At 50.9% G+C, this 18,554-nt stretch carries 13 protein-coding genes; all 13 read left to right on the top strand.

Going from position 1 to position 18,554, the window contains the following annotated elements:
* The first annotated feature begins 468 nt into the window (after nt 1–468).
* Entirely contained in the window at nt 469–3,162 is a 2,694-nt protein-coding gene (gene tssH / locus AFK67_RS05720) for a type VI secretion system ATPase TssH (RefSeq protein WP_038884036.1), read from the top strand.
* 63 nt (nt 3,163–3,225) lie between these two features.
* Nucleotides 3,226–3,756 carry a fimbrial protein gene (locus AFK67_RS05725; protein ID WP_007728506.1) on the top strand — a complete coding sequence of 177 codons (531 nt, stop codon included), beginning with the start codon at nt 3,226–3,228 and terminating at the stop codon, nt 3,754–3,756.
* A gap of 83 nt (nt 3,757–3,839) precedes the next feature.
* Entirely contained in the window at nt 3,840–4,598 is a 759-nt protein-coding gene (locus tag AFK67_RS05730; RefSeq protein ID WP_038884034.1) for a fimbrial biogenesis chaperone, read from the top strand.
* Between the two features lie 87 nt (nt 4,599–4,685).
* Nucleotides 4,686–7,295: a fimbria/pilus outer membrane usher protein gene (locus AFK67_RS21590; RefSeq protein ID WP_007728501.1), complete on the top strand. Its 2,610-nt coding sequence runs from the start codon at nt 4,686–4,688 to the stop codon at nt 7,293–7,295.
* 44 nt (nt 7,296–7,339) lie between these two features.
* Entirely contained in the window at nt 7,340–7,876 is a 537-nt protein-coding gene (locus tag AFK67_RS05740) for a fimbrial protein (protein ID WP_265182482.1), read from the top strand.
* Between the two features lie 93 nt (nt 7,877–7,969).
* Entirely contained in the window at nt 7,970–8,500 is a 531-nt protein-coding gene (gene tssB, locus AFK67_RS05745) for a type VI secretion system contractile sheath small subunit (RefSeq protein ID WP_007728496.1), read from the top strand.
* A gap of 16 nt (nt 8,501–8,516) precedes the next feature.
* Entirely contained in the window at nt 8,517–10,019 is a 1,503-nt protein-coding gene (gene tssC, locus AFK67_RS05750) for a type VI secretion system contractile sheath large subunit (RefSeq protein WP_007728489.1), read from the top strand.
* Between the two features lie 159 nt (nt 10,020–10,178).
* Nucleotides 10,179–10,664 carry an Hcp family type VI secretion system effector gene (locus AFK67_RS05755; RefSeq protein WP_007728488.1) on the top strand — a complete coding sequence of 162 codons (486 nt, stop codon included), beginning with the start codon at nt 10,179–10,181 and terminating at the stop codon, nt 10,662–10,664.
* A 121-nt stretch (nt 10,665–10,785) separates the two neighbouring features.
* A complete protein-coding gene (gene tssJ / locus AFK67_RS05760) occupies nt 10,786–11,364 on the top strand; it encodes a type VI secretion system lipoprotein TssJ (protein ID WP_007728485.1) in 579 nt (192 codons plus the stop codon).
* Nucleotides 11,351–12,697 carry a type VI secretion system baseplate subunit TssK gene (gene tssK, locus AFK67_RS05765; protein ID WP_038884031.1) on the top strand — a complete coding sequence of 449 codons (1,347 nt, stop codon included), beginning with the start codon at nt 11,351–11,353 and terminating at the stop codon, nt 12,695–12,697. Before tssJ ends, tssK begins: the two co-directional genes overlap by 14 nt.
* Nucleotides 12,697–14,067, top strand: coding sequence for a type VI secretion system protein TssL, long form (tssL, locus tag AFK67_RS05770; protein WP_007728480.1), 1,371 nt, complete (start codon nt 12,697–12,699; stop codon nt 14,065–14,067). Before tssK ends, tssL begins: the two co-directional genes overlap by 1 nt.
* A gap of 62 nt (nt 14,068–14,129) precedes the next feature.
* A complete protein-coding gene (gene tssM, locus AFK67_RS05775) occupies nt 14,130–17,921 on the top strand; it encodes a type VI secretion system membrane subunit TssM (RefSeq protein WP_007728477.1) in 3,792 nt (1,263 codons plus the stop codon).
* Complete coding sequence (locus AFK67_RS05780) at nt 17,884–18,543, top strand: hypothetical protein (RefSeq protein ID WP_235047921.1); 660 nt, start codon at nt 17,884–17,886, stop codon at nt 18,541–18,543. Before tssM ends, AFK67_RS05780 begins: the two co-directional genes overlap by 38 nt.
* Nucleotides 18,544–18,554 lie beyond the last annotated feature (11 nt).

Below are 18,554 nucleotides of genomic sequence, written 5' to 3' on the forward strand. Positions count from 1 at the left end.
ACCGCCTTGCTGTGATTTTCCGGCTAAAACAGGCGTAGCTTTTCTCAGGAGCCGGCAATAACCTCATTTCATCTTAGTGGGCAGAGAAGGCAAATCATTCAGTGACTATTCATCATTTTTATAATTAAAGTTCCATTAATGCATTTTTGTTGCTTTTTCTGGCTGCCGAATGCCTCTCTTTTATCCTGCGAAAGTATGTCATGGCAATATGTGCTTCTCAATCCATAAGACGGGCAAGAGAATTTGGTAAGATGTCCCTTTTAATTAAAATAAATACAAACATATGGTTATGTCCATCAGCTCCCAGATTTTGGGAGGATGCCTTGGGCTCTATTCTTAAATGATTCCAGTAACAGATTTTGATGTTTATCTTTTGATGTTTTTTTCCTATTTTCTAAAAAAATAACGCAAGTAATCTGGAAAGCAGACAATAGTCTTTCCAGAATCCATGTTAAGGGAAGGCATGACGTGACTATCTCAAGGAAGAATCTTTTCTCAAAGCTGAATGCAACGCTTTTCAGAAGTATTGAAAGCGCTACAACCTTTTGTAAGTTACGCGGTAATCCTTATGTCGAACTGGTTCACTGGCTTAATCAATTGTGGCGCCAGGAAGAAAGCGATTTAAAACATATTGCACGCTATTTCAATGTTGATAGCCAAGGTCTTGACCGTGCCTTAGCTTCTGCACTGGATCGTTTGCCTGGCGGAGCTACTACGGTCTCAGATTTTTCATATCTGATCGAACTCGCTATTGAACGCGCCTGGGTATATACCAGTCTCGATCGTTGCGAAAATAAAATCAGAAGCGGCCATTTATTAATGGCAATTCTGACGACGGTGGAGTTACGCCGCGCTTTGCTGGCAATTGCAGCTCCTCTTGAGAAAGTTATTCTCGAACAACTCAGCCGGGATTTTGACTATATTACTCAGCATTCACCTGAATCACAGGAAAGTGAATCAGATATATTCACTGGCGGTCAGGAAGCTATTCCGGGTGAGGCCAGTGGTGCCATTAAACTTCAAAGCGGCGGGAGCCTTGCTCAATATGCAACCGATCTGACCGCACTGGCCAGAGAAGGAAAAATCGATCCGGTATTAGGGCGAGAGCGCGAGATCGGCACAATGATCGATATTCTGTTACGCAGGCGGCAAAACAATCCGTTGCTTACAGGTGATGCCGGTGTTGGTAAAACCGCTGTGGTGGAAGGACTGGCGTGCGCCATTATTAATGGCGACGTACCGCCTTCTCTTTGTGATGTGCGTTTACTGGCTTTAGATATCGTTGCGCTTTCAGCGGGTGCCAGTATGAAAGGCGAATTCGAAGCCCGCCTGAAAGCCGTGCTGGAAGAAGCGATGGCTTCGGAACAGCCTGTCATCTTATTTATTGATGAAATACATAACCTGGTCGGGGCGGGTAACGCTGCGGGTACTGGCGATGCGGCAAACTTGCTGAAGCCTGCATTAGCGCGCGGTCTGGTTCGGACTATCGGTGCAACAACGTGGAGCGAATTTAAAAGGCATATTGAAAAAGATCCTGCGCTTACGCGTCGTTTCCAGGTTTTGCAGATTGAAGAGCCTGATGAGGAGAGTGCGACAGCCATGCTGCGTGGCCTGGTGTCGGTACTTGAAACTCACCATAACGTCTGGATTCAGGATGAAGCATTGTGCGCAGCCGTAAAACTCTCCCATCGCTATATTCCTGCACGCCAGTTACCTGATAAAGCTATCAGTTTACTGGATACCGCTTGCGCAAGGGTTGCAGTGGGGCAATACGCGCCACCCCAGGCCTTACAGGATTTAAAATATCGTGCTGACTCTGCAGGCAGACAACTTATGCTTGCAGAAAAAGCCTATGCGTTTGGTAAAAGCGACGATGCGTCTATTGACGTATTGAAGAGCGTGATTGGTCAGTGCGATAAAGAGGTGCATACGCTGGAGTCGCGCTGGCTTGAAGAAAAAACGATTGTCAGTGATATTGTCGCTATCAGGGCGAAGCTGCAGATGCTGAGTACTGAAACCGACGCCGATCTTGACGAAAAAGCGATTCTGAAACAAACGCTTTTAGAGGCGGAAGCTCAGCTACGTAATATTCGTCATGAATATACAATGGTTCATGCGGAAGTTAGCGCGGAAGTTGTTGCTGCTATTGTCAGCGAATGGACGGGTATTCCCGTCGGTCAGATGCTTCAGGACGAGATGAATGTTGTCAGGGAGCTTCCCGTTCGCCTTGCAGAACGCGTCACGGGGCAGCCCTGTGCGCTGAAACAAATTAGCGAGCGGATTTTAACCGCGCGTGCGGGGCTTGCAGATCCTTGTCGTCCTACAGGGGTCTTTATGCTCACCGGGCCATCAGGCACAGGGAAAACGGAAACGGCGCTGGCGATCGCTGAAAATATGTATGGTGGTGAGCATAACCTTATCACTATCAATATGAGTGAATATCAGGAAGCGCATACCGTCTCGGCCTTAAAAGGTTCCCCGCCAGGGTACGTTGGTTATGGCGAAGGTGGAATATTAACAGAGGCTGTTCGCCGTAAACCTTATAGCGTTATTTTGTTGGACGAAATAGAAAAGGCGCATTCTGATGTGCATGAGCTCTTTTTCCAGGTTTTTGATAAAGGCCGCATGGAGGATGGCGAAGGCCGACTGATCGATTTCCGAAATACCATAATACTTCTCACCAGCAATGTTGGTAGCGATAAAATAATTTCAGTATGTCGCGATGAGGACACTGCGCCCGATGAAGAAAGTTTGCTAAAAATAATTCAGGCGGAGTTGTTAAATGCATTTCCGGCTGCATTTCTTGGCAGGCTAACGGTCATTCCGTATCTGCCTTTGAAAGATAGCGCACTGGCTTTTATCGTTGAAATGCAGCTTAAACGTGTGGCTAAGCGACTGAGCGAAAATCATAACTTAATGCTCAAATATGATAACAACGTAATTGATTATGTCGTCGGGCAATGTCACGTAGCCGAAACAGGCGCACGTGTATTAATTCGATTCATTGAGCAAAACATTATCCCGCAAATAGGGAGGGTAATTATGGATAGCGCTCGTAAAGCAAGTCTTATGGGCGTAGTGATTACAACAGATAAAGGATGTCTCCTGATCGAACCTGATATCATGGATGACGCTGCTGAACAAGTTAATGACATGCAGTAACTGGGGGACCATACATGGATGGTTCGTTTTCGAAAGTATTAATTGAAATAATGAAGGATTATTATGCGTAAAATAAATTTTGCATACTGCGCACTGGCGCTCGGGCTGATCTCGGGTTATGCCCAGGCCGTGTCACAAGGAACGGTAACATTTAATGGAAAATTGATTGCTGAAACTTGTGAAATTGATACTAACGATGTTGATAAAACGGTAACTCTGCCGACTCTTTCTACCCAGACGCTTGCTAAAGCCGCAGATGAAGGAGGCACCACCACCTTTACAATCAAAGCGGTAAACTGCCCGGATGCGATTAAGAAAGTGGCTGCGCATTTTGAGGCACTTGATTCTACAGGCTTTAACCCGGTCACGGGCAACCTGACGAATGCGGCTACGACCGGCGCTGCAAAAAATGTCGAGGTACGTCTGTATAACATAGACTCAACTGTCATTCCTGTTGGTGGTACTGGTAAGGCGTTTGATGTTCAGTCTGATCAGACGGCGACGATGAGCTATGTTGGCGGCTATTACGCGACAGCGGCAACTGAACCTGGCGATGTAACTGCAAAAGTAAACTACACCTTAAGTTATCCCTGATTTTGAATATATGGCAACCCGTACTGCGGGTTGCCAGCAAATGTCTTTGTGCTGCGGCAATTATAAATAATAAAGGTTTTGCTATGTCTTTTCACTCCTTAAAGGTAATGGCTGTCTTTTTATGTGGAATATCCACGTGTACGGCATCAATGACGATTAGCGGCACACGAATCATATTTCCTGGCGACGAGAAAGATATTAGCGTTCGTACTAATAATAAAGGGAATCAGCCTGCATTAGTTCAGGTATGGGTCGATGATGGAAAAGCAGATGCCGATCTCAATGCTGTTAAAATACCTTTTCTCGTAACGCCTCCGGTATACCGTGTAGAGCAAGGAAGAGGGCAAAGTGTACGTCTTATTTATAATGGCATGACTTTACCGCAGGATCGTGAATCGGTGTACTGGTTCAATATGCTTGAAATCCCACCTGCGCCTGCTGGCAACGCAAAGAAAAATCGTCTGGAATTAGCTTTTCGTACCAGGATTAAAATATTTTTTAGGCCGAAAATGTTGAGCAGTAACAGTGAAGAGAACACTGACAAACTTCGCTGGCAGATAATCAGCGATAATGTAAAAGGTATCGGTGTAGAAGTGACGAATCCGACACCTTATTTTTTCTCTTTTGATACGGCAGTCATTAATACACAAAGTGGCAAGATCCCTCTTATTATGGATATGGTCGCACCAGGAGCTACGCGGAAATTTTATCCTGAAAAAAAATGGACAGCTCCGCTCACAATAAAATCTGTAAACTACTGGTTATTAAACGACTATGGTGCGTCTGTGATGAAAACACTCAAGTCAGCTGATAATAAAAAACCAACACTTTCTGAAAAATAAAAAATAGCGCTTAAAATAAACTTGCTGTGTTCTCTTCAGGCTCCTGCATGACCCAGGAGCTAAAAAGGGTTGGGAGAGGCTTAACTTATGAAAAATTATTTTTTTTACAGGGTGCGTACACTCCCATTATTAAAAAACAGTTCTTTTTTATTAAAGCCCTTGGTTAATTTAACCATAACGGCTATTTCAACCCTAATAGCATTTAATTCGGCGGCGAAAGATAATGATGCTGTAGCAGGGCCACAGTCTGTTGATTTTAATCAGGCATTTATACATGGGAAGAAATTTGATATTTCCCGATACGCGGAAGGTAATCCGGTAACGCCGGGTATTTACAAAATCACTCTTATTTTGAACGGGCAAAATCGCGGACAGCATGATGTCCGGTTTGAGCAATATGCAGCAGAAAGAAATGCCCGACCTTGCTTAACTCTGAAACAGCTGGCAGAAATAGGTCTTCGTCTTGAGAAAAAGATACCGAAACAGCAACTTGAGGATCCCCGCTGTTATCGTTTTGATGAGCTGATCCCCAAAAGCCAGATCAATTATAACTCGGCGGATTTTGAGCTTGCGCTTGATGTGCCACAGATTAACTTACTGCCGCAACCGCGAGGCTATATCGATCCCAGCCGCTGGGATGCAGGCAGTACTGCAGGTTTTGTTGATTATAGCGGGAGCTTTTATCGACTTTTTCAGAATGAAAACAAGGGGACGGGAGGCGATTCCTGGCAGGGTAATCTTGGTCTGTTAACGGGATTTAACTTTCATGGCTGGCGTTTACGTAAGCGTATTAACTCCGACTGGAGCAATGATAAAAGCATGCGTACGCAGAACCTGGCGGGATACGCGCAAACTGATATTACCCCTATAAAAAGCCAGATGACTCTGGGGGACTCCAACACCTCAGGCGATCTCTTTGACAGCTATAACATCAGGGGGGGGCAGCTGGAATCTGATGACCGAATGCTACCTGAAAGTTTACGTAACTATACGCCGGTGGTTCGCGGTATTGCAGATACCAACGCCAGAGTAAAGATCACCCAGCGAGGTCAGACGATTTATGAAACCGTCGTGCCTCCGGGGGCGTTTGAAATTACCGATATTGGCGCTATGGGCTATGGTGGCGATCTGGAAATGACGATTATCGAGTCAGACGGGCGTCAGCGTATTCAGAATATCCCTTTTTCAGCGCCACCCATGCTTTTACATAAAGCGGTTTCGCGTTTTGCTATCTCAATAGGAAAGCTAAAAGATGATGCCGTTCATAATGAACCAACCGTTTTTCAAAGCGTTTATCATTATGGTCTGGCAAGTAATTATTCAGTGTACACAGGGTTTCAGATCTCTGGTCATTATTATTCGATGGCTGTGGGTCATGCTGTCAATACGCCAATAGGCGGTATTTCAATGGATATTACCCATGCGAAAAGCGATCTGGCCGGCTCAAAAGAATCGAGCGGTAATAGTTTCAAAATAGGTTTGACAAAATATGTTAGCCCTACTGATACTAACCTCACACTGGCTGCCTATCGTTATTCATCTAAAGGTTTTTATAGCTTTAGGGAAGCCAGTATTGCGCGCTATGGAGATGATGAAAATTATAACGCGAGCGATTATCGTACCCGGCAACGTCTGACAGCGAATATTTCGCAGTCTCTTTGGGCTGGAAGCTTTATCAATCTCAGCGCCAGCATTTACCGTTACTGGGACAACAAAGCGGCCTCTAAGCAATATTCTATTTCATGGACGCAGACCCAGCGTTATTTCTCATGGACTTTAAGCGCCATGAGAACACGAGACGAAGATGATAATTATGACGACACCTATATGGTGACGATTAATGTTCCTTTAGGGCGAGGAACGAACGAGAAACCGCTCTTTAACTCACTGTACTCCACCATGACGCACAGCGATTCCGGAGATTCCTTGTGGCAGCTAAATGCGACAGGCAGTCAGGGGGCACAAAATGAAATTAATTACGGAATCGGTACTACTGTAAGTAAAAATGACGATATGCCCAGTGAAGAGCAACTTCGCGGGAATATGAGCTATGACTCTCCGGCAGGTCAGTTCTCGGCGACGGCCTCCATGAGTAATCGCTCAGCGCGGCAGATATCAGCTACGGCAAATGGAAGCCTTGTCGCTCATAAAGGCGGGATCACTGCGGGACCATCTATTGGCGATTATCCGTTTGCGATTATTGGCGTGCCGGGAGCCGAAGGCGCACGAGTCTATAACGGACATGGTGCAAAAATAGATAGTGCAGGCTATGCAATTGTTCCATCCCTGACGCCCTATCAGGAGAATATTGTCTCTGTCGATTACAAAGGATTGCCAGATACCGTTGATGTGCTGGAAAACCAAAAAACCGTGGTGCCGCGTATGGGTTCGGCGATTGTTGTTGATATGAAAACTCTGGTAGGGCGTCCGATGATCCTTATCGTGAAAGATATCGCCGGGCAGTTTTTACCCATTGGCGCACAAATCGTCGACGATAAAAATGTGCCTCAAAGCATTATCGGTCAGGGCGGCATGGCGTTTGTGCGTGGATGGGATCCAGAAACGCATCGCCTTTATACCGTGTGGAATGAAAACAAAAACAGATGCCTGGTGAAGACGAGTAACGCTAAGCAGTCTTTACATGATTTACCCGATGGGCAAATCGTGCAGATGGAGGTGACATGTATCCCGCAATAATGTCATACAGAATAAGATGTTTGATATCACGCATAATGTTGGCGATGTTTGCTCTCTGTTATACAGGGTTATGCTTTGCGGAACGATGCGTTAATACCGATGATTGTAGGATCACGGTTTCTTTCAAAGGTAAATATATGGAAGAGACATGTGATGTGAGCATTAACAATGCGTCATCATCAGAGACCATTACGCTGCCCACGCTCTCAACTAACGTTTTACAAAAAGCGGGGAATGAGGCTGGGAGTCAGCAGTTTTCGATTACGCTTAAGCACTGCCCGGTTGATAAAACGGTAATGTTAAGCTTTGTGAATGATAGTGGTTATTCTGATAACAACACCGGCAATCTTATCAATGATGCAGGAAGTGGTTATAGCGAGAATGTTCAGGTACGTTTGCGTAAAACAGACGGCACACAGATGATAATTAATGATGATGGTAGTGCGCAATCTTATGTTATCCCTGCGACTGGCGAAGATATTACGCACTATTACATTGCGGCCTATTATGCGACAGGTGACCATACTGTGACCTCAGGCGAGATAAGCACAATCGCAAATATAGATTTAGTCTATAAATAACAGCATTTACTCCACGGCTGTAAGTGCAGAAATACTGTGTGTAAATGCTGGGATGTTGTTATTACTGTTCACCGGATAGGGATGAAGGTACATATGGTAAGTAAAAGTAGCTCTCAAAAGTTTATTGCAAGAAACCGGGCGCCGCGCGTACAGATCGAGTACGACGTGGAAATTTATGGCAGTGAGAAAAAAATTGAGTTGCCTTTTGTTATGGGCGTACTGGCTGACTTATCCGGTAAGCCTCTTGAACCTTTACCTGCTGTTGCTGACAGGAAGTTCCTCGATATTGATATCGACAATTTCGATGAGCGTATGAAAGCAATGAAGCCGCGGGTCGCTATTTGCGTCCCAAATACGCTTTCAGGGGAAGGACAACTGATGGTTGATATTTCTTTTGAAAGTATGGATGACTTCTCGCCGGATGCAATAGCGAAGAAAGTAGAGCCGCTGGCGCAGCTACTGGAGGCGCGTACACAGTTAGCCACGCTGCAGACGTATATGGATGGTAAAGCGGGAGCTGAAGAGCTCGTCATGAAATTACTTAACGATAAAGCGCTGATGAAAACATTGGCATCCACACCGAAGCCACAACAAGCATCAACTGAAATCGCGCAAGAAGAGTAAGCGGAGATAACGGAATATGTCCACGTCCAAGATACAACAATCGCATCATGCTCAGGCACAAACCGTTGAAGTCGATGATTTCAACGTGCTTCTGGCAAAGGAATTTAAACCGCGTTCAGATCAGACACGTGCTGCGGTCGAAGGGGCTGTGAAAACGCTGGCGGAACAGGCGCTCGTCAATGCAGTCACGCTATCCGATGATGCTTATAAGTGCATTGCATCTATCATTGCGGAAATTGACCGGAAGCTCTCTGAGCAAATTAACCTCGTTTTACACCATGCAGAGTTCCAGTCGCTTGAAAGCGCCTGGCGTGGTTTGCATTACCTGGTGACGAATACCGAAACGGACGAAAAGTTAAAGCTCCGGTTCCTTGATATTTCTAAGGGCGACTTGCGGCGTACCATGAAGCGTTATAAAGGCGTCGCGTGGGATCAGAGCCCTCTGTTTAAAAAGATCTACGAAGAAGAGTACGGGCAACTGGGCGGTGAGCCTTACGGATGTCTGGTCGCAGATTATTATTTTGATCATACCGCGCCGGATGTCGATTTGCTGGCCTCTATCGCTAAGGTGGCGGCGTCTGCCCATGTGCCGTTTATTACGGGCGCTTCTCCGTCTGTTCTGCAAATGGAATCGTGGCAGGAGCTTTCGAACCCACGCGACCTCACCAAGATTTTTACGCAAAATCTTGAGTATGCGGCCTGGAATTCGCTGCGACTGGCGGAAGATTCTCGCTATATCGGCCTTGCGATGCCGCGCTTTTTGGCGCGCCTGCCTTACGGCATCCGGACCAACCCTGTCGATGAGTTTCATTTTGAAGAAACCACCGATGGCGCCGATCATTCCAAATATGTCTGGTCGAATGCCGCCTATGCCATGGCAGTGAATATTAACCGTTCATTCAAAGAGTATGGCTGGTGTACCCTGATTCGCGGTGTTGAAAGCGGCGGTGTGGTAGAAGGACTGCCGTGCCACACCTTCCCGACGGATGATGGCGGCATTGATATGAAATGTCCGACCGAAATTGCTATTTCAGACCGCCGTGAAGCCGAGCTCGCAAAAAATGGCTTCATTCCGCTGGTGCACCGTAAAAATACGGATTACGCTGCGTTTATTGGCGCGCAGTCATTGCAGAAACCTGCCGAATATTATGATCCCGACGCCACGGCGAATGCGAATTTATCCGCACGCCTGCCTTATATGTTTGCCTGCTCTCGTTTTGCGCATTATCTCAAATGTATCGTTCGCGATAAAATTGGGACATTCAAAGAACGCGATGATATGCAGCGCTGGTTAAATGACTGGATCATGAATTATGTCGATGCCGATCCGTCTAACTCATCGATTGAAACCAAATCGCGTCGACCGCTCGCCGCAGCTGAAGTGATTGTAGAAGATGTTGAAGGGAATCCGGGCTATTACCAGGCGAAATTCTTTTTACGTCCCCATTTCCAGCTTGAGGGCTTGACGGTTTCATTGCGTATGGTCGCAAAACTCCCTTCTTTGAAACACGTAGCCTGATCTTATTTTTCTGGACAATAAAGGCTTAGCAAAATTTTGTAATACGTAATATTACAAAAAAAGAAAACAGGCAGTGACTTCTTGTTATGGGAGACCATTGTCTGTTTTTAAGGTGGCGTTATTCGCCATGTGTAGATAACCGTGCTCAAGAGGAATGATATGGCACAGGATATGTTTATTAAAATTGATGGCATCGAAGGGGAATCATTAGATGCCACTCATAAAAATGAAATTCAGGTTCTGGCATGGCACTGGAGTGTCGCTCAGCACTCTAACATGCATAGCGGCTCAGGCGGTGGCTCCGGTAAAGCGACCGTAGCCGACTTCTGCTTTGAGCACTATGTGGATAAAGCGACGCCGAACCTCGTGAGCTACTGTCTGACCGGTAAACATATTAAAAACATTCAGTTTGTTATTCGTAAAGCAGGCGGCGATCCGCTGGAATATCTGCTGATTAAATTTACCGACGTCATCATTACCGGCGTGGATGTTATGGGTTCGCTGGAAGATGAAACGCGTCCGCGTGAATCGGTACGTTTCGCCTTCACGAAGATGACGGAAGATTACGTCATGCAGAATGCGGAAGGTCAGAAAGCGGGCGTTATTTCAGCAAGCTATGACGTTAAAGCAAACCTGCACGGCTAATTAGCCAGAGGGTGAAAGAAAACTTGCCGTTATATGACGGCAAGTTTTTACCGAACAGTATTCATTACGTAATAAAGCATGGCTGGAAAGTGAAATTGCCTGAATTAATGAGTTATTTCGAATGACAACTGGTTTAATTGCCTGGTTAAGAGGCGCTGTTTCCCGTACAGGTAAAGCAGCTGCGCAGACATTTATCCTGATGCTGATAATGTGTCTGGTGACCGCCTGTCATTCTGTGCCGCCAGAAGCGAACGCTAATCAATGGGTGCTGAATTTAAGCGCCGGCGCGAAGGTGAATCCCAATGCGCGAGGTATTGCGAGTCCGCTGAAGGTCACTATTTATAAGTTAAATACGGATGAAGCGTTTCTGGATGCCGGTTATCTGACGCTGATGCAGACGCCCGATCCAGAATTACAAGCGCAGATGCAAAAAGTTTATGAGGGTATTTTGCGGCCCAATGAAAAACGGCGCGTTACGGTGCAGGCGGATAATACGACGCATGCTCTCGGTATTGTGGCGGCCTATCGGGATATTGAAAAAGCGCGATGGAGTGAAGCCTTGCGCATTCCTGAGACGTCGTCACCTGCCTGGTATCAGAAATTCTGGCCCTGGAAACCCGACCCGGCGCCGCAACGCGTAGATATTGCTTTCGATAAATTACAAATAACTATCAATGGATTGGATCGTGAGAACGAATAAAGTCATCTGGAGTGAAGGCCTGTTTTTACGCCCGCAACTTTTTCAGCAGCAGGAGCGTTATCTGGAGTATTACGCGCACAAGCGTGCCGCCACGACGACGCCCTTTTTCTGGGGTTTTTCGCATTACACGATTGATAAGGAAGCGCTCGCCTATGGCAAGCTGGTTCTGCATTCCAGCAGCGGCGTATTCCCGGACGGCACGCCTTTCGATATCCCGGAGCATGTGACGCCTCCTGAGCCTTTGACCATCCGCCCGGAACACTTAGGTAAATTGCTGTTTCTGGCCGTGCCGTTACGTCTTGAAAACAGCGATGAGACCATTTTTGACGAGCATGACGCCAGTTCGCTGGCGCGTTTTTGCGCGTTTGAAACCGCGCTGCCTGACGCTAACGCCATTCGCCAGGGACCAAAACCCGTCCAGCTGGGGCGGTTACGCCTGATGCTGGTGCCTGAAAGCGAAATGACCGAGTCCTGGATTGGCCTGCCGCTGGCCCGTATTCGCGCGATTCAGCCTGACGGCAGCGTCTTATTACATCAGGAAGATTATATTCCTCCGGTCACATGCTGTTCAGCAAACCCGTTACTGAACGAATGGATAACTCACCTTAACGGGCTCGTTAAATTACGTGCGGAAATGCTGGCGAGCAGGCTCTCGAACAGCGACGGTAAAGCCAGCGCCAGCGCTGAAATCGTCGACTATCTGTTGCTGCAAATTTTCAACAAATATGAACCTGTGCTTGACCATCTGCGACACGTACCGGAACTCCCTCCGATCCTGGTATATCAGGAGCTGGCGAAATTCGCGGGCGAACTCTCTACGTTTATTCGCACCAAAACGCGTCGGCCGCGCCCCGCGCCGGGTTATGACCATGCGCGGCTCTATCCCAGCCTGCGGCCGCTGGTCGACGATGTTCATGAACTGCTGAACCAGATCCTCATTCGCGCCGGACAAATTATCCCTCTGCATGCCAAAGGGAATGGCGTATGGAGCGCGGCGGTGCTGCCGGGCGAACTGCGTTCATTCTCAAATCTGGTGCTGGCGGTGAATGCGCAATTGCCGGCGGATGTTTTACAACAACACTTCTCGGCGCAGGCAAAAATCAGTGCCCCTCAACAGCTGCATGAACTGGTGCGCTCGCACCTGCCGGGCCTTGAGCTGATGGCGCTTCCGGTGCCGCCGCGGCAGATCCCGTATAACGCGGGTCATGTCTATTTCGAATTGCTGAAAAGCGGCGCGTTCTGGGACGCCATTGCGGTTTCCGGCGCGCTGGCCATGCATGTAGCCGGTGAATTTCCGGGGCTCAAAATGGAACTGTGGGGAATCAGGGACTGATGAGCACAATCGATGCGTTAACGCCCGGCATCAATAATCAAAACGTCGCGCCAGGAGATGACGAACCGAGCCTTCAGGCATTAGGTAAATTTTTGATGGATGAGCAGGGCAGCCTGTTGGGATCGACAGGCGCGTTCACCGATCCTTTTAGCGGCGAGCCGGAAACCGCACCGCCGCTGCACTATGACGCGCATCTGAAAGGCGAAAGTATTCAGCAACGCGTCGCGAAGGTGCGGGGCGCGGAAATACCGTTGCTGGAAGCGGCCCAACCGCTGTTACGCGCGCTCAGTGAAATGCCCGAACAGATTGAGGCGACGCGTGAAGTGGCGTTGCTAAAAGAGGTATTGAAAAACGAAATAACCCTCTTTGGCGTTGTCTGTGACGAAGCGGATATTCCGTGGAAAAAAATGGCCATCGTGCGCTATTGCCTGTGTACCGCGCTGGATGAAGCGGCGCATGCCACGGCATGGGGGATTCAGGCTGGCTGGTCGCAAAGCAACCTGCTCAACCATTTTGAAGGCGACAACGATGGTGGGAACAAGTTTTTCCTGCTGGTGGGGCGGCTCTCTGTCAGCCCACATGAATTTCCGGATGTGCTCGAAATCATGCTGCATATCCTCGGGCTCGGGTTTGAAGGGCGTTACAGCATCGTTGAGGATGGCGAAAGGCAGCTGACGCGCATTCGCCAGCGGCTGCTAACGCTGATTCAAAGCGCACGCGAGACGCTGCCGCCGGCGCTTTCTCCGCACGCCTATTGCGACAGCCATGCGAAGCGCCGGCGTTTTCTCTTTATTCCAGTGCGGGTCTCTCTGGCGATTTGCGCTCTGCTGGCCGCCGCGCTGTTTCTGGGCTGCAAATACTTTCTCTCGGTGCCGCAGGAGCTTTTCAGGCAGCAGCTTCTCGCGATGCAGCATTTTCAAATCACCGAACCGCGGCCGCCTGCGCGCCTGCGGCTGGCGGTCTTGCTTAAAGAGGAAATTGCGCGCAACTGGGTGAGTGTGGACGAGTCGCAGCGGGAAAGCCGGGTTGTCTTTCATGGCGACGTCATGTTTTCCGTCGGGTCTGCCAGCGTCAGGCCGGAGCGGGTGGACATTATCCGTCGCGTCGCGACAGAAGTGCGACGGGTCAACGGCACGGTCGTGATTGTTGGCCATACCGATTCCACCCCCGTACGCAGCGGCGCGTTTGCGAATAACCAGGCGCTTTCAGAAAAGCGGGCGGCGGATGTGGCGACGTACTTCGTGGCGCAAGGGATCGCGCCTGAAAAGATTTCGCTAAAGGGCGCTGGCGATACGCAGCCGGTTGCCAGTAATAACGATGCGCAGGGACGTTCGCAAAACCGACGCGTTGAAATTTTTGTGACTTATTAACGAGAACGACAATGGCTTTTTTGAATCGGTTATTTTCCGGTCGGTCTTTAACATTCCTTCTGATGGCCGCCTGTTTTGTGCTGGTGGCCTGCGCGATAGGTTATCTCGGACCGTTTGTCGGTTTTGGCGAGGCGCGTCCGTTTGCGGCGATGGGCTCGCGGCTCCTGTTTATCGTGCTCGCGCTGTTATGGTTTGTCGCCTTCTGGTATGGCATTCCCTTATGCCTGCCCGGCGCGTTAACCGGCTGCGCCTTGATCTGGGTTGCCGGACCTTTTTTCCTTATCGGGGAGCGTTATCCGCTACAAAGCGCGGCGATCCGCCTGACGGCTATCGCGATCATTCTCGCGCTCGTGCTGCTGTACGCGGCCTGGCGGTTTTTGCTTTTCGTTCTGAATAACCCGACGTGGATTGAAAAAATCCGGTTTCGCAGAAAAGCGTCCGTGCATGTGCCTGGGATCTCAGACGTTGCACGCATCATCCGGGACGCCCAGAAATACAGCCAGCGGATCTACCAGCAGAAGTATGGCTGGCGCCGCTTTTTTGTCGGGCGCCATCTGCGTGACGCCCAGCCCTGTTACCTGGTGCTTGGCCCGGCGAGCGCCGGGAAAACCTCGCTGATCCTCTCCTCTGGGCAGGAGTTTCCGCTACCCGAACAGCTAAGCCGCGTCGCCCGCGAAAATCCGCCGACTGCCAGTTGCGAATGCTTTTTCGCTAATGACGCCATTTTTATCGATACGTCAGGCAAATATGTCACCGCGGCGGAAGATAACCGTCAGGAGTGGCAGGGATTACTGCAGGCGATTCACAAATACCGTCCGGCGACCGGCATTAATGGCGCGCTTATTACGTTTTCCGCAAGCGATATCCTTAGCCTTTCCCAGACGCAGCGGCTGGCGCTTGCCGCCACGCTGCGCGCTCGTCTTGATGACTTACGAGCAACGCTCGGGGCGCGTTTCCCTGTTTATCTGCTGGTCACGAAGATAGATGAACTGACCGGTTTCGACGCCTGGTTTCGTCATTTAACTGCCCAGGAGCGCGAACAGGTCTGGGGCGTAACGTTTCCCTGGGGCGACATCCGCAAAGGCAAATCCACACCGGGCGGCGACATTGAGCAGGAGCTGCGGCTGCTGGAAAACCGGTTACGTAACGCGGTGAGCATCCGCCATCAGGAGGAATACGCCGTAGCGGACAGGAAAAAAATGTACGCCGTTCCGCAGGATTTCCGATTACTGGCGCAGGGCGTTGCCGAGCTGGTCAGGCCCATTTTCTTCGCCTCACGCTATGACGAAACGCAGTTTTACAGCACGCTGCGCGGCGTCTATTTCACCAGTAGTTGCCAGCCGGAGAACGTAACGCTTCGCAACAGCACGACGCTGGTGCAGAAATGGCGCAACTATGTCGCACGCGCTGAGCTCGGCTCTTGCGCTTGTCTGCCTGAGCCGACGCCGGAAGAAGATCGCCCCGGCGCTGACGTGGTCTGGGGCAAACGCTACTTTTTACGGCGGCTGTTTGCGGACATCATCATCAGGGACGCCGGGCTGGTGCGCTATAACCTGCGCGCGCAGTCGAAATATCGCTTCCAGAATCTGCTGGGTCACCTCGCCTGCATCACGCTGTGCGTGATTCTCATCAGAGGGTTTCTGACGAGTTATGCGCTAAACAGCGACTATCTGACGGTTATCGGGCAGCATGCCGAGCGGTTACAGCGCGACGTTAACGCCTGGGTCAGAACGCGCGACCTGCCGCTATTGCCGGCGCTGCTTAATTCGTCCCGCGATCTCGCGGCCTATCCGGGCCTTATGATTGACGCGCCCGGGGCCGACTGGCGCTACGGCCTTTATACCGCAAGCGCGGTGTCGCAGCAGGCTGACACGCTCTATCACTATTTCCTGCAGCGTCTGCTGTTCCCGATGATTGAACGCGAGGCGACCGAGACGCTACAGCGCGCACTTCAGGAAGACAATCCGGCGCAACTTTACGACGCCCTGAAGCGTTACCTGATGCTGACCGGGCAGGAGCGCTTCGATCTCGACTATCTCGTTGACAGCATTACGCACGCCTGGAGTGAAAACGGGAAAATCACTGCATTTGAAGAAAAAGAGATTTTCACGGGGCATCTGAACGCGCTGTTCTCACAACCGGAATGGCGGCGTTTCGGCCAGCCACGGGATGAAGAGCTCGTCAGGGACGCGCGTAAGCGGCTCGCACAAACCACGTTGACCACAAGACTCTGGAGCCGCTTACGCGCGCGACTGGAGGACGATGCGCCGCCAAACCTTACGCTCGACCAGTTGGCAGGCGATGCCTCGGCTCACGTCTTTACGCTTGATGACCCCACGCTGCTGGCAAGCGGCATCCCGGGGCTTTACACGCAGGCGGGGTATCACCAGGTGGTTAAAAAAAAACTGTCGCTGCTGCTAACCGGCGCGTTTCAGGAAGACCGCTGGGTCATGGGTAATGACAATGGCAGCACGATTAACCCGCTGATACTGAGAAATGACGTGCTGGGGCGTTATCTGGATGAATATGCCGGTTACTGGGAGCGACTGTTATCCGGGGTAAAGCTCCTGCCTGTCGATACGCCGCAAACGGCGGGCATGACGGCGAACATCTTTATGCTGCGTACGCTGGTGGCGGCCAATTCGCCGCTGGTAAGCCTCGTGCGTGAGGCGGTAAAGCACACCACGCTCACCGCGAATGGGCCGGATCTCGCCGCAACGCTCAATCTCACCAACCGCAGCGCGCTGCTGAGCGATGCAAAAAGGGCGAACGCCACGCTGGCTTTTCAGGAGCGGCGCCTGTTGCAGGAGCGGGTCGATAACCGTTTCGCCGCGCTGCGGGAGTTTTACAGCGGCAGCCCGCTGCCGGACGCCAAAACAGGCACCGTCAGCGCCATGCCGGGCTCGGCATTTAACCGGATCATCGGCCTGCTTAACGATCAATACACGCTCTTCGTGATGTATGACAACGCCTTGCAAAACGGCGATCCGCCCGCGCTGTCGGATGCCGCGAGGCGTCTGGCGGTGGAATCGGATACCTGGCCCGCGCCGCTGAAAAACGTTATCGCGCCGCTGCTGAATAACTCGTTTCAAAAAGTGGAAGGGGAGATGACGAACCAGCAGCAGGCCGCTATCGAGACCGGGCCTGGTGAACTCTGCCGCAGCGGCATTGAGGGACACTATCCGCTGAGCGAAAGCGAGCAGGAGGTCAGCCTCAACCAGTTCGAACGTTTCTTTGGCGCAGGCGGCGCGCTGGACACCTATTTTCAGGCGCATCTGGCCGACAGCGTAGACAGCACGGCGAGCCCGTGGCGTTACAAAGGGCGCGCGCAGGGCGAAGGTCTCGACTTATTTGAGCAGGGTGCGGCTATTCGCAGCGCCTTATTCCAGGGCGAAAACGGCAGAAAAGTCGCGCTCGATCTCTCGGTAGCCGTGGTGTACATGGACCCTTCCATCACTCGTCTGCAAATGCGGTTTAACGAGGCGGCGAGCGAATACTCTCACGGTCCGGTGACGCCGCTGTTTTTCCACTGGCCCGGCGGGGGCTCGGCGAATCAGATACTCCTTTCAGCTCGCCCTGCGCAAAAGGAGGCGGCATCGGAGCTCTCGCTGGAAGGCCCGTGGTCGCTGCTGCGCTGGGTGGATAAAGCAAGCGAGGTCCGCCAGACGGCCGACGGGAAAACGATCCTGACCTTTTTTCTTAATAAGCGCCGTGTCGATTTCGAAGTGACGGGCCTGAACTGGGCAGGGCGCTTCGTGCCCGATCTCTTAAAGCGCTTCACGTGCCCGCCCGCAGCCTGGCACAAGGGAGGTGGCAATGATGAGACGTCCCGTTCGCCTCATCAGGCTCGATGAACGATGCCGCCGCACGAGAACGCAGCGCGAGCTGGTATCACTGCTGGCAACGCAGGTGGTGCCCGCGCTGATGCCGCTTTCAGGCGCGCCCGGCGTTCACGACTACCCGTGGTGCTTTGCGCTGGCGTTCCGGCAGCGGCTGTATCTGGGCGCATTTTTGCCCGGCACAAATCGTCAGGGCGACGCTACCCTGGAAGCGCTCTGCTGTCGTCTTAATCGACCGGCGCTGCTGCAACACGCGCGCCCCGTGCAGAGCCTTGCCTTCTGGCAGATGCGGATCCTGTGCCTGCTGGCCGGCAAGCAACAGCGCATCGGGGAGCGTGCGGCGGTGCGCCAGTGGATGCAGGCGTTGCGGTTGTCGCTGGCGCCTGGCTGGGTGCGCTGGTGGGTGAACCCGCCGTGGCGGTTCGGGCAACGCGCCCCGGCGCTGCTGATGGAAAACTGCGCGGCGGATTATCGCCTCGGGCCTGAGGCTGGCGTAGAGACCATGCCGTGGCGGGAATGGCCGGCATGTATTAATCAGGAAAATACTATCTGGATCTGGAGACAAAGCAGACACGGTAAATATATCGACTCGCAGCGGATAGCAATAACACATAACAGGGTTGCAACGGCGAAATAGCCGTTGCGTTA

The sequence above is a fragment of the Cronobacter dublinensis subsp. dublinensis LMG 23823 genome, from assembly GCF_001277235.1.
Lineage (GTDB): Bacteria > Pseudomonadota > Gammaproteobacteria > Enterobacterales > Enterobacteriaceae > Cronobacter > Cronobacter dublinensis.

Coding starts and splice junctions, on each gene's coding strand:
- AFK67_RS05725 (WP_007728506.1), top strand. CDS start 3,226: ATGCGTAAAATAAATTTTGCATACTGCGCACTGGCGCTCGGGCTGATC.
- AFK67_RS05730 (WP_038884034.1), top strand. CDS start 3,840: ATGTCTTTTCACTCCTTAAAGGTAATGGCTGTCTTTTTATGTGGAATA.
- AFK67_RS21590 (WP_007728501.1), top strand. CDS start 4,686: ATGAAAAATTATTTTTTTTACAGGGTGCGTACACTCCCATTATTAAAA.
- AFK67_RS05740 (WP_265182482.1), top strand. CDS start 7,340: ATGTTTGCTCTCTGTTATACAGGGTTATGCTTTGCGGAACGATGCGTT.
- tssB (WP_007728496.1), top strand. CDS start 7,970: ATGGTAAGTAAAAGTAGCTCTCAAAAGTTTATTGCAAGAAACCGGGCG.
- tssC (WP_007728489.1), top strand. CDS start 8,517: ATGTCCACGTCCAAGATACAACAATCGCATCATGCTCAGGCACAAACC.
- AFK67_RS05755 (WP_007728488.1), top strand. CDS start 10,179: ATGGCACAGGATATGTTTATTAAAATTGATGGCATCGAAGGGGAATCA.
- tssJ (WP_007728485.1), top strand. CDS start 10,786: ATGACAACTGGTTTAATTGCCTGGTTAAGAGGCGCTGTTTCCCGTACA.
- tssL (WP_007728480.1), top strand. CDS start 12,697: ATGAGCACAATCGATGCGTTAACGCCCGGCATCAATAATCAAAACGTC.
- tssM (WP_007728477.1), top strand. CDS start 14,130: ATGGCCGCCTGTTTTGTGCTGGTGGCCTGCGCGATAGGTTATCTCGGA.
- AFK67_RS05780 (WP_235047921.1), top strand. CDS start 17,884: ATGATGAGACGTCCCGTTCGCCTCATCAGGCTCGATGAACGATGCCGC.